The sequence below is a fragment of the Wenyingzhuangia sp. 2_MG-2023 genome (assembly GCF_030548295.1).
Classification (GTDB): Bacteria; Bacteroidota; Bacteroidia; order Flavobacteriales; family Flavobacteriaceae; genus Wenyingzhuangia.
Genome location: NZ_JAUOSB010000014.1, coordinates 54,059 through 66,920 on the forward strand (window position 1 = coordinate 54,059; position 12,862 = coordinate 66,920).

Annotated in this window: 8 protein-coding genes and 1 tRNA gene; 8 read left to right on the top strand and 1 reads right to left on the bottom strand. The window is 32.7% G+C overall.

The window, feature by feature from the left end:
• Positions 1 to 25: 25 nt before the first annotated feature.
• The 8 genes from Q4548_RS13210 (at position 26) to Q4548_RS13245 (ending at position 12,606) form a co-directional block, all read left to right on the top strand.
• Positions 26 to 1,435 (top strand): sialate O-acetylesterase, encoded by a 1,410-nt coding sequence (locus Q4548_RS13210; protein WP_303455794.1) that lies wholly within the window; start codon positions 26 to 28, stop codon positions 1,433 to 1,435.
• A gap of 8 nt (positions 1,436 to 1,443) precedes the next feature.
• Positions 1,444 to 3,093: a glycoside hydrolase family protein gene (locus Q4548_RS13215; RefSeq protein WP_303455795.1), complete on the top strand. Its 1,650-nt coding sequence runs from the start codon at positions 1,444 to 1,446 to the stop codon at positions 3,091 to 3,093.
• A gap of 157 nt (positions 3,094 to 3,250) precedes the next feature.
• The gene (locus Q4548_RS13220; RefSeq protein ID WP_303455796.1) at positions 3,251 to 5,065 is read left to right on the top strand and encodes a hypothetical protein; all 1,815 of its coding nucleotides are present in this window, start codon (positions 3,251 to 3,253) and stop codon (positions 5,063 to 5,065) included.
• A 12-nt stretch (positions 5,066 to 5,077) separates the two neighbouring features.
• On the top strand, positions 5,078 to 6,343 hold the full coding sequence (locus tag Q4548_RS13225) for a family 16 glycosylhydrolase (RefSeq protein ID WP_303455797.1): 1,266 nt from the start codon (positions 5,078 to 5,080) through the stop codon (positions 6,341 to 6,343).
• A gap of 120 nt (positions 6,344 to 6,463) precedes the next feature.
• Positions 6,464 to 7,939: a sulfatase-like hydrolase/transferase gene (locus Q4548_RS13230; RefSeq protein ID WP_303455798.1), complete on the top strand. Its 1,476-nt coding sequence runs from the start codon at positions 6,464 to 6,466 to the stop codon at positions 7,937 to 7,939.
• Between the two features lie 248 nt (positions 7,940 to 8,187).
• A complete protein-coding gene (locus Q4548_RS13235) occupies positions 8,188 to 10,710 on the top strand; it encodes a glycoside hydrolase family 2 TIM barrel-domain containing protein (protein WP_303455799.1) in 2,523 nt (840 codons plus the stop codon).
• 8 nt (positions 10,711 to 10,718) lie between these two features.
• The gene (locus Q4548_RS13240) at positions 10,719 to 12,113 is read left to right on the top strand and encodes a sulfatase-like hydrolase/transferase (protein WP_303455800.1); all 1,395 of its coding nucleotides are present in this window, start codon (positions 10,719 to 10,721) and stop codon (positions 12,111 to 12,113) included.
• A 408-nt stretch (positions 12,114 to 12,521) separates the two neighbouring features.
• A tRNA-Ser gene (locus Q4548_RS13245) sits at positions 12,522 to 12,606 on the top strand.
• Between the two features lie 113 nt (positions 12,607 to 12,719).
• Here Q4548_RS13245 and Q4548_RS13250 read toward each other — a convergent pair.
• Positions 12,720 to 12,862 (bottom strand): transposase (locus Q4548_RS13250; protein WP_336622742.1); only part of this gene is annotated, 143 nt, incomplete at its 5' end.

Below are 12,862 nucleotides of genomic sequence, written 5' to 3' on the forward strand. Positions count from 1 at the left end.
AGTAACATAAATTAAGAAATAAAAAATGAAAAAAATAATTACAACGGCTTGCTTTTTTATACTTGCAATTTCTATAAATGCACAAACCACAGTCGCTAGTCTTTTTACAGATCACATGGTATTGCAAAGAAATACTGAAGTAAAAATTTGGGGGACTGATAAACCTAATAAAACTATTGAGATTAAAGGGAGTTGGGGAGCTATTACAAAAACCAAAACAGATAAGTTTGGAAAATGGAAAGCAAGTTTAAAAACTACCAAAGAAGGAGGTCCTTATACATTAACCGTAAAAGGATCTAAAACTAAAATTGTAGAAGATGTTTTATTGGGAGAAGTGTGGATTTGTACAGGACAATCTAACATGGCTATGCCCTTAAAAGGAGGACCCGGTCAGCATATAGAAGGTAGTAATGATGCGATTCTGAATAGTAACAATAACAATATAAGATTTCTTACTGTAAAAAGAGCAACAAGCAAAACTCCTTTAGAAGAATCGGAGGGAGATTGGCAAGTTTCTGCTCCTAAAACTGCAGCAAATTTTAGTGCCGTAGGTTATGCTTTTGGACTGAGATTACAACAGTATTTAAATGTGCCTGTAGGTTTAATTTCTAGCAATGTAGGAGGAACACCAGCACAAGCATGGACTCCTAGGGAAGTGATAGAGAGTGAGTTTCCTGAATATAAAAAAGACTTTTCTAAAAAAATCACTACCAAAACAGCAACCGTATTGTACAATGGAATGATTCATCCGTTAATTCCCTATACTATAAAAGGAGCTATTTGGTATCAGGGAGAAGGAAATAGATGGAACCCTGAACAATATTCAAAATTATTTCCAGCTATGATAAAAAGCTGGAGAGAAAACTGGAAATTAGGAGATTTTCCTTTTTATTTTGTGCAATTGGCTCCCTATGGAATTCAAGATATTGAAGGGTGGGTTGGTGTACAAGAAGCTCAACTAAAAACCATGTTAACGGTTAAAAATACAGGAATGGCCGTTATTAACGATATAGGCTATAAAACAAGAATTCACCCTCCTAAAAAACTTCCTGTGGGTCAGCGTTTGGCTTTGTGGGCTTTGGCAAAAGATTACGGAATAGAAGGAATTGATTATTCTGGTCCTGTTTATCAATCTATGAAAGTTGAAGAAGGAAAAGCGTTGTTAACATTTAACCATGCACCTTTAGGAATTACTAGCATGGGGAAATCTTTGAATAATTTTGAGGTGTTAGACGAAAAAGGAGACTATCATGTAGCTACAGCAAAAATTATAAAAAGAGGTGCTGTATTGCAAGTTTGGAGTGATGAGGTTCCAAATCCAAAAGGAGTTCGTTACGGATGGAAAAGTTATATTGAAGGATCTTTGTTTAATACAGCAGGTTTGCCAGCTTCTTGTTTTGATACAAAAAGATTAAAAGATAGTCTTAAAAAATAAATAATTTTATGAAAAAGTATTTTTTTATTTTACTAACAACGTTAACAATTCAAGCTCAAGACGTAGATCGTTCAAGACCTAATGATTGGGAAGGGTTGGTGTTTGGAGGTCGGTTAATGGATCGATTTTTATCAATGCCTAGTGGATCAACAAAAAAGGATATTTGGGGAGCTAAGGGAGTTAAACATCGATTTGTAGATAATGGATTAGAAGATGATTCTTGGTCTTATTGGGGTGGGAATATTTTAGAAGATTCAGAAGGGAAGTTTCACATTTATGTTTGTAGATGGAGAGAAGATGATCCTAAAGGACATATGGCTTGGCCTAGATCAGAAGTAGTCCATGCAGTGGCTAATAACTCTATTGGACCCTATAAAGTAAAAGATGTTATTGGACCTGGTCACAATCCTGAAATTCAGAAATTAAAAGAGGGAGGGTATTTTTTATATGTTCATAAATTTTCTAATTTCTTTTATTACTATTCAGATAGTTTAAACGGACCTTGGGAAAAAAGAGAATTTACGTATGATACTCGTCAGCGTGAACTAGAAGATCATATGGCAAATAATACGTTTGCTAAAAGAGAAGATGGTTCTATGATAATGGTAGGTCGAGGAGGTGGAATTTGGTTGAGTAAAACAGGTTTACCTCCTTTTAAAAAAGTATCTGTAGGTACTGTATATCCACCTTACGAAGGTAGGTATGAAGATCCTGTTGTTTGGAAAACTAATGTTCAATATCATTTGGTAGTTAATGATTGGTTAGGACGTATTGCTTATTACATGCGTTCTAAAGATGGAATCCATTGGAAGTTAGATAAAGGAGAAGCGTATTTACCAGGTATTGCAAAACACAAAAATGGTTATATAGAAGATTGGTATAAGTTTGAACGAATTAAAGTATTACAAGATAAATATGGTCGTGCTTATCAAGCAAATTTTGCCGTAGCAGATACCATTAAAAAAATGGATAAAGGGAGCGATATTCATAGTTCTAAAAACATCAGTATTCCTATGACTGTTGGTAGGTTGATTGAGTTGGTAACTCCTGAAAAAATTAATAACCAAACAAAACAAATTCAATTATTGGTAAAAGCAGAATCAGGATTTAATCCAACTAAAGATATGGATATAAGATCATTGCGTTTTGGAGCCTCGGAAGAAGTAGATTTTGGTAGAGGAGTTAAAGTCATTAAAAAAGAAAAAGTAGGAAAAGATTTATTGCTAACTTTTGATGGAAAAGGAAATGGTTTAACTGATGAAAATTTTGCAGCAAAATTATTAGGGAAAACTAAAAAAGGAGCTTTGGTGTTTGGTTTTGCTCAATTACCATGGGTAAATTATAGGGAGTCTTATTTGTCTAGTAAGTTTCCAGAAATGTCATTAGAAGCAAAAAGTTTAAAAGCTGAAATAGAAATAGAGAATTTTGGTCAGGTAGCTTCTACAGATTCAGAAATAACTATTGAATTTTTAAATAACGGTAAGTGGCAATTATTTAATAAAAGTAAAATACCAAGTTTAAAAGCTTACGAAAAAACCAAATTAATTTTGTGGGGTAAAAAAATGCAAGAAAGAAACAAAACAGTTGAGCTAAGAATTACTATTACCTCTAAAAATCAAGAATCTGAAGTTTTAGAAGGTTTAGTGGTAATACGATAACAGAGTAATACCAAATTAATTTTAAGGTTATTTAAAAAAGTAGTTATGTTTTAGGGTAAAAAACAGAACAAATGGTTATTTCTTATCGTTTGGGAAATGAATCTTAGTAGTTTTATAGTACTATTTTTTAGTTAAAATTTTAAAACATACAAAATACATGAAATTACAATCAATTACTTTTAATTTCTTTTCCAAAGGATTTTTCTTTTTTTTGGTTTTTGTAACTCAGATTTATGCACAAAGTCCAACTGAAATAAATAAACAATTAGCTAAGAATAGAATTTGTTTTGCTTTGTATACAGTACATGAGCAAACTTTAAAAATGACAGCTCAGTTTTATCCTATTAGAAATTACGATCCTTTTGAAGCAGAGTTACAAATAAAAAGTAATGGGAAATGGGAAACTATTCAAGAAACTCGTATTCAATACCCAGGTTACACCGCTCATTTTAGAATAGAGAATTGGGATGATTCTCAAGAAAAAGAATACCGTGTAAGCTATAAGAATCAATTTCATTATAATGGAATTGTGCGTAAAAATCCTAAAGATAAGGAGGAGGTTATTATGGCTGCTTTTTCGTGTTGGTCTATTTATAAAAAACATGGCGGTCAAGGGCCTGCAGATGATATCATCAATAATCTGAATAAATTAAAACCAGATGTATTGTTTTTTGCAGGAGATCAATCTTACGACCATAGTGATCATTACGGATATTGGTTGAAATTTGGAGAAGTCTTTGGAGATATTATTCGTAACACACCAACCATAGTTATTCCAGATGATCATGATATAGGACAAGGAAATTTGTGGGGTGATGGTGGAAGAAAGTCTATAAACAGAGATGGAAATAATGGAGGTTACTACATGCCAGTAAATTATATTAAAGAAGTAGAAAGAGCACAAACCAGTCATTTACCAGACCCTTATGATCCAACTCCAATTCAGCAAGGAATAGGGGTGTATTATACAGATTACAAATGGGGAGGTGTTAGTTTTGCTATTTTAGAAGATCGTAAATTTAAATCGGGACCTAAAAGAGTTTTGGGTAAAGGTAGATTTCAAGACACTCGTATGATGGATGTGCCCGAAGCTACTTTGTTAGGAAAAAGACAATTAGACTTTTTAGAAGCTTGGACTACAGATTGGCAAGATGCCGAAATGAAAGCGGTGTTGTCTCAAACTATTTTTGCAAATGTAACTACACATTCACCAACCTTAGATAAAAAACAAGCATACAGTGTAGATTCTAACGGATGGCCACAAGCTGGGAGAAACAAGGCTTTGTCTGTAATTCGTAAAAGTTTTTCTTGTATGATTGCTGGAGATCAACATTTAGGTTCTGTATTGCATCATGGAGTAGAAGACTGGAACAACGCAGGCTATTCTTTTGCGGTTCCTGCGGCTTCTAATTTTTGGATGCGTTGGTTTAAACCAGATGCTCCAGGAAAAAATCATGTAAAAGGAATGCCAGACTATACAGGAGAATATTTAGATGCTTTCCATAATAAAATGACGGTATTAGCTATTGCAAATCCAGAACATAAAGACAATACCGAAAAAGAAAACTTGTTAAACGGTAGAGCTTCGGGGTATGGAATTATTCGTTTTAACAAAGCAAAACGTACCACAACCTATGAGTGTTGGGCAAGAAATGTAGATATGTTTGCTCCAAATGCTAAACCTTATAACGGATGGCCTATAACATTCAATCAAACAGATAATTTTTTAATTAAAGATGGATATCAATTACCTACGTTAAAATTGAATAAAGAAAATCAAGTTGTAACAGTTAAAAATCAATACACCAAAGAAGTTATTTCTTCTTTAAGAATAAAAGGGAATAGTTATCAACCAACTGTTATGTATCCAAATGCATATACTATTGAAGTTGGAGAAGATGATAATATTCAACGTTTTTTTGATATTGAAGCTATTAAAAAAAATAAAAAAACAATCAAAATAAGTTTATAAAATTTATAAAAGATGAAAAAAATACTCAGCTTATTAATGCTATTGATTAGTATGTTTAATGTACAGGCACAATCAGGACCTCCAGAACCTCCTATGGGAAAACGTTGGGTAATGGCTCCAGATTTTTCAGATGAATTTAATGGAGAGAAATTAGATGCAAGTAAGTGGCTAGATCATCACCCAACATGGAAAGGGAGAGAACCTGGCATCTTTCTGCCTTCTCAGGTATCCGTTAAAAATGGATACATGCAAATTAAAGGAGAAAAATTAAAGAAAGACACCATTGTAAAAGCGTATGGAAGAGAGTTAACCTTTAATATTGCAGGTGGAGCTGTAGTATCTAAAAAAGCTGCCTTTTTAGGGTATTACGAATGTCGTGTAAAAGCAGCAGCTACTACCATGTCTACCACTTTTTGGTTTTCTACTACGGGCTCAGAAAACGGACCTAATGGATGTGATAAGTATGGTCAGGAATGGGATATACAAGAATGTATTGGTAGAACAGGAGAATTTTTAGGAAATCATTTTGCGAACGGAATGAACTCTAATGGACATTTTTGGTATACAGACTGTGACAAGAAAAAACATGATTTAAGAGCTCCTGCCGTAAAATTTCATAATACTGAATTAGCCTCTAAAGATTTTCATGTTTATGGAGGTTGGTGGAAAAATGAAAAAGAAGCGAGCTTTTATTATGATGATAGAAAACCCAAGCACATGAAATTCTATGATAAAGTAGTTGGTAAACCATTTAACAGACCTATGTATATGCGTTTAGTTTCAGAAACTTATCCTTTTCCTTGGATAGAATTACCTACAGATAAAGAGCTGACAGATGATACTAAAAACACGGTTTATTATGATTGGGTAAGAGGATATCAATTGGTAGATGTTTTAGATGCTAGTATCAATCAAGATTATGAAAAGGAAGTAAAATTATATCATGAAACTGTTATTTTTCCAACAACAGAAATAGAAGTTCCTAAAAAACAAATAATTAAAATTCCATTAAGTTTTAAAGCAAACCAAACAAGAATTATTTATTTAAAAGTTTCTAAAACTACAGATAAGTTAAAAGAAAAGTGGGATAAAAAAATAGTAGAAAAACAAATAACAGTGTCTCCAGGTTATGGAAATATGGAGGTAGAAATTAAATTAGGTAAAGAATTATCAAATAAAGAAAGTTATAAAGTAGAGGCTTTTATTAAAGATATAAATGCAAGCAATAAACCTAAAGATGCTATAGAAGCTAGCACTATGTTTGTAAAACTGAAGTAATTTATCGTAAGGCAGCTTTCAAAGTAAAATACCTATTTATGTTTTGTTTTTAGCTATATGTTATACAGGTTCTTACAATACCTGTATACTTTAGCGGGTATTATTTATAAAAATAAGAAAATGAAATATGTATTAAATGTGCTTTTTAAAGCTACTTTATTGTTGATTGGTTTTGTTGCGCAAGCTCAAAAACAACAAAAACCCAATATTATTTGGGTAATTACAGATGAGCATAACTTTAGAACTTTGGGTTGTTATAGAGATTTAATGGAGCCTGAACAAGCCAAACAATGGGGAGCAAAAGTAGTAGAAACACCTAACATAGATTGGATAGCCAAAAAAGGAGCTTTGTTTACAAGTATGTATGCAGCATCACCAGTGTGTTCACCATCAAGGTCTAGTATGTTTACAGGGCAATATCCGCACACGGTAGGTATGCCTGTAAATGACAAGGTGATGAGTAAAAAATATCCAACCATAGCTCAGGTTTTAAATAAGAATGGATACAAAACAGGATATGTGGGGAAATGGCATTTAAGTGGTGATGCTAAGCCAGGTTGGTCTCCAGATAGTTACGGTTTTGAAGACAATCGTTATATGTTTAACAGAGGACATTGGAAAAAGTTTGGAATAAAACCAGATGGAACTCCTTTTGTAGATGCAAAAAATAGAAAAGGAGAACTTTCTTACAATATGAATGGAGCCGATGAGAAAAGTTATTCAACGGATTGGTTAATGGATAGAACTATCGACTTTGTAAAGACTCACAGCAAAGAACCTTTTTATTGTGTAGTAAGCTTACCAGAACCTCATGGACCAGATGCGGTTAGAGCACCTTATGATAGTATGTATAAGAAGGTGAAATTTGATATGCCTAAAACATTTACAGAATCTAGAACGGAACATTCCCCATCATGGAGAAAAAAGGACAAAATGGTAAATGATCCAAAAAAAATGCAAAATATGATTGCTACTTATTTTGGTTCTGTAAAATGTATAGATGATAATGTAGGAAAGTTAATTGAGTCTTTAAAAAAGCAAAACATTTTAGAAAACACAATTATTGTATTCACTTCAGATCATGGAGATTTGTTAGGAGAGCACAATCAAATAAATAAAGGAGCTCCTTTTGAAGGTTCTGCATTAATTCCATTTATAGTTTATCACGGAGCTTCAATTAAATCAGGAACAGTAATTAACAAAGCTGTAAATACTACAGATTGGATGAAAACTTTTTTAAGTATGGCAGGAGTAGAAAATCAACCTAAAAGTGCAGGTAGAGATTTAACTCCATTGTTACAGAATCAGAATTCAAAAGAATGGGATGATGTTACTTTTAGTAGAATTCATAAAAGATGGTTGGCGGCTATTACAGATAGATACAAATTAGCTATTGATGTTTCTAACTCAGAACCTTGGTTGATAGATTTGGAAAAAGATCCAGATGAGTTGGTAAATTTTTACGGGCAACCTGCGTATAAAAATATAACCTTAAAATTGGCTAAAAAAATGCAAAAATACATTCAAGAGCAAAAAGATCCAATGGTTAGTAATTCTGTTTTTTTAAATAAATTAAACAAGATTTTAGTGCATTAAAAGGTGTTTTTTAAGAGAGGAATTGTAAACTATTTTTTTTAAAATAAAAAGGCTTAAAACCATGTTTTTAAGCCTTTTGTTGTTTTGGTCTAGTATATGTTGAGTCGTTTTTTAAGGGTTTGTTGTATTTGTTAATCATTTGTGCTGTTTTTTTATCTAATACAGCTAAAACTTTTTTTAGTATTTGCATAGTTTTACTAGGAGCTAATCTTTAGAGTAGAATAACAAATCAAATTATAACCACAAACATGAAGAAGCAAGTAGTAAAAAGGTTGATGTCATTTTTGGTTTTATTGATGGTAGCCAATACAATCAATGCCCAAGAAAGAATCCACGATTTTAATTTTGATTGGAAATTTCAATTGCAAAAAGGAACAGAAATTCCTAAAAACATTCCATTAAAAGATACTGATTGGAGAGAAATTAGATTGCCTCATGATTGGAGTGTTGAGTCTTCTTTTGATGAAAAATTAGAAGGAGCAACAGGATATTTACCTGGAGGTGTTGGTGTGTATCAAAAACATTTTAGAACTCCGGTTGATGTTAAAAATCAAAAAGCTTTTATTTTGTTTGATGGTGTTTATAACAACGCTACATTTTGGTTAAACGGAAAAAAGTTAGGAGAAAATCCTTATGGATATTCACCAGCTTATTTTGATTTAACAGATAAATTAAAAACTGATGGTTCTGAAAATATAGTAACTGTACACGTAGATCATTCTCGTTATGCAGATGGACGTTGGTATACAGGAAGTGGAATTTATAGAAATGTAAAATTAATTACTACAGATAATTTACACATTCCTATTTGGGGAACTTATGTAACTACTCCAGAAATTACCAATGCAAAAGCAGCTGTAAAATTAGAAACCAAAGTTAAGAACGATGGTGGTAGTAGAGCCAAGTTTACGTTAAGAACTAAAATTTATGATGGTACCAATGTATTGGTTGCTAATCAAGAAAATACTTCAAGAGTTTCTTCAGGAAAAGAAATAGCAATTACACAAAATTTAGAAGTTTTAAACCCAAAGTTATGGGATTTAGATACTCCACATATGTACAAAGCTATTACAGAAATTGTTCGTAATGGAAAAGTAGTAGATGCTTACACAACCCCTTTTGGAATTAGAACTATTGAGCACAGCAAAGAACAAGGGTTCTTTTTAAATGGTAAACCAACGTTTGCCAAAGGAGTTTGTATTCACCATGATGGTGGTTTGGTAGGAGCAGCTGTTCCTAAAGGAGTTTGGAGAAGACGTATTCAAGCTTTAAAAGATGCTGGAGTAAATGCAATCCGTACTTCTCATAACCCATTTTCTGAAGAATTTTACGATTTATGTGATGAAATGGGAATTTTGGTACAGGCAGAAATTTTTGATGAGTTTGACAATCCTAAGGATAAGCGTTGGAACATGCAAGAAAGAGAACCAGATTATATTACAGAAGGATATACAAACCATTTTCAAAAATGGGCAGAAAGCGATTTAAAAAGATCAATTTTAAGAGATAGAAATCATCCATCAATTTTTGAATGGAGTATTGGTAATGAAATTGAATGGACTTATGAGCATTATCGTCATGTGAGTGGATTATGGGATCCTGGAGCAAAAAGTTACTGGAACAGAATTCCAAACATTTCTGCTAAAGAAATGCAAGATCGTTACAAAGCTTTACCAGATAGAAAATACAAATTAACAGAAACAGCTAAAAAGTTAGCTGGTTGGGTAAAAGAATTAGATTTAACTCGTCCGGTAACAGCAAATTTAATTATTCCTGTAGCTAGTTTAGCTTCTGGTTATGCACAAACCTTAGATATTGTAGGGTTTAGTTACCAAACGAATCAATATGATTGGAGTAAAAAATACTATCCAGATTTACATTTTACAGGAAACGAAAATGCAGGTACTTGGGAAGAATGGAATTCTATTATAGAAGATCCAATGATTTACAGTATGTATATGTGGACAGGTATTGATTACATGGGAGAAGCAAACAGAAAATGGCCTAACAAAGGATGGGATGGAGATATTTTAGATTTTGCAGGTTTTAAAAAAGAAGGATGGGATCACTTTAAATCTATTTGGGTAAACAAACCTCATGTTTCTGTAGGAACTTACCCTGTAAAAGATTCGTTAATGGTAGATGAATTAAGTGGGAAAGTAAAAATACAATCGGCTAAATTCTTAAAATGGAACAATAGTCGTGCTCAAAAAAACTGGAATTATAAAAAAGGACAAACAGTTATTGTAGAAGTACCTACAAACTTGCATAAAGTAGAGTTATCATTAAACGGAAAATCTTTAGGATGGAGAACTTTAAGCGGAAGTCCTGATAGAATTTTACGCTGGGCAGTTCCTTTTGAGCCAGGTACTTTAGTAGCTAGAGGAGGATTTGATGGTCATGAAGTAGAGTATGAGTTAAAAACAACATCTGAACCGGTAGCTATAAAGTTAACTACAGATAAAACTAGCTTAGATGCAGATGGGTATCAAGTAGCTCATGTTGTTGCGCAGTTGGTAGATAAAGATGGATTAGATGTAACTACAGAAAATGTAAAATTATCTTTTGATGTAGAGGGTGATATAAAGATCTTAGGAGTAGATAACGGAGCATTAGACAATACACAAGATTATCAAACTAATAGTTTGGTAACTTCTAAAGGTCGTGCCTTGTTATTGGTACAATCTTTAAAAAATAAAAAAGGAGCAGTAGTAATTAAAGCAACATCACCCAAATTAAAAAGTAATTTAGTGATGATAGAAACTAAATAAGTAATAAGATGATACAGAGAATAGTTATTGCTATCGGAATTTTAAGCCTAGTTTCTGCTACAAGTTTTGCTCAAAAAAAGAAAAATATTGTCTTTCTTTTTGCAGATGATGCAGGTTATTTTGATTTTGGATTTCAAGGAAGTAAAACGTTTAAAACTCCTAATTTAGACAAATTAGCTAAAGAAGGAATGGTGTTTAAAGATGCGTATACTACAGCTGCTGTTTGTGGCCCTTCTAGAGCGGGTCTATTAACAGGTAGGTATCAACAACGTTTTGGTTTTGAAGAAAACAATGTACCAGGCTATATGAGTCATTCTTCTAAATTGTTAGGAGATGATATGGGCTTGCCTTTGGAAGAAAAAACAATTGCAGATCACTTAGGAAAACTAGGATACAATTCTATCGTGTTAGGAAAATGGCATATGGGTAATGCAGATAGATACCATCCATTGTATAGAGGGTTTGATGAGTTTTATGGGTTTAGAGGTGGGGCTAGAAGTTTTTTTCCTTTGACACAAAAACAAGCTGCAGATAAACCAGAAGATCGTTTGGAAAAAGGATATAAAGAATACAAAGAACCTTCAAAATATCTAACATACGACATTGCAGATGAAGCGTGTGATTTTATTGATAGAAATAAGAAAAAGCCATTTTTCATGTATGTTTCTTTCAATGCGGTTCATTCCCCAATGCAAGCAACTCCAGAAGATTTAGCAGAAATTAAAGGGCTGACAGGAAAAAGAAAAATATTAGCAGCTATGACATTGGCTTTAGACAAAGCTTGTGGTCAAATTTTAGCCAAGTTAAAAGAACAAGGTTTAGAAGAGGAGACATTGATTGTGTTTTCTAATGACAATGGAGGTCCTGATGGAACGCATACATGTAACTATCCTTTAAGCGGATGTAAATCTAACAATTTAGAAGGAGGGATTAGAGTTCCATTTATCATGAAACTACCTTCTGTGATTCAACCAGGATCTGAGTATAAAAAAGCAGTGAGTTTGTTAGATTTATTACCAACTTTTGTGAATGTAGCAGGAGGAGATGCTTCCAAAATTAAAAATATTGATGGAGTAGATTTGTTGCCTTTTATCACTCAAAAAAACAAAAAATCACCACACGAAATTCTGTTTTGGAAAAAAGAAAATAGAGGAATTGTAAGAAAAGGAGATTGGAAATTGTTACGTTTTCCAGATCGTCCAGCAGAGTTGTACAATGTAACTAAAGACATCTCAGAAAATGACAATTTGGCTTATAGACATCCAGAAAAAGTTCGCGAATTGTTTAAAGATTTGTTTGAATGGGAAGGTGAACTAGAAAGACCTTTGTTTATGTTAAAACGTGTCTACGAAGTAAATGCTATGAAACGTATGGACGAGAAAAGAACACCAGTTTTAGATTAATTGGTACATTTTATAATTATATTATACCTACTTGTAATTTTGTTTATAAGTAGGTTTTTATTTCTTACAAAAGCATAAGCAAGGAGCAATGATGATTTTAGAAAATATAAACTCGTCAGAACCTACAAGTTGGAAATATGAAGGAAAAACCTATTTGTTAAATTTGAAGCAGCAGGAAATAGAATTTTTAAAAGCAATTTTTTTTAAAAACTAAGAAAGCTAACAAGTGGAAAATTAATTTATAGCATATACAATGCTTTTGGGATTGAAAAGACTAAATAATGTCTTAAAAAGTAAAGACTAGTCCTAAGTTTTTAGAAAAAAATGTAAAAATGCTCTATGAATATTAGGAAAACAAGATAGACTTGTTATATTTGCAATCGCAAACGAGAAATCGTGAGACGCTCGGGAGAAATGGCAGAGTGGTCGAATGCGGCAGTCTTGAAAACTGTTGACTGTAACAGGTCCGGGGGTTCGAATCCCTCTTTCTCCGCTAAGAGTTTAAGAAACTCAATCAAAACGCTGTAAAATTTATGTTTTACAGCGTTTTTTGTTTGTTACAAGTAGAGTTTGGATGAATTAATGGATCAAGACAAATTGTTGTGTTTACGCAAAAATATTGGTTAATCTAAAAAGGAAGAATTCTAGATTTTTTACCCCTCTAAACTGCGTTCTAAAAGCTTTAATTTTAGCATTGAAAGATTCAGCCGCAGCATTGGTACTTCTATTTATAAAGTAATTTAGGATTG

Coding starts and splice junctions, on each gene's coding strand:
- Q4548_RS13210 (WP_303455794.1), top strand. CDS start 26: ATGAAAAAAATAATTACAACGGCTTGCTTTTTTATACTTGCAATTTCT.
- Q4548_RS13215 (WP_303455795.1), top strand. CDS start 1,444: ATGAAAAAGTATTTTTTTATTTTACTAACAACGTTAACAATTCAAGCT.
- Q4548_RS13220 (WP_303455796.1), top strand. CDS start 3,251: ATGAAATTACAATCAATTACTTTTAATTTCTTTTCCAAAGGATTTTTC.
- Q4548_RS13225 (WP_303455797.1), top strand. CDS start 5,078: ATGAAAAAAATACTCAGCTTATTAATGCTATTGATTAGTATGTTTAAT.
- Q4548_RS13230 (WP_303455798.1), top strand. CDS start 6,464: ATGAAATATGTATTAAATGTGCTTTTTAAAGCTACTTTATTGTTGATT.
- Q4548_RS13235 (WP_303455799.1), top strand. CDS start 8,188: ATGAAGAAGCAAGTAGTAAAAAGGTTGATGTCATTTTTGGTTTTATTG.
- Q4548_RS13240 (WP_303455800.1), top strand. CDS start 10,719: ATGATACAGAGAATAGTTATTGCTATCGGAATTTTAAGCCTAGTTTCT.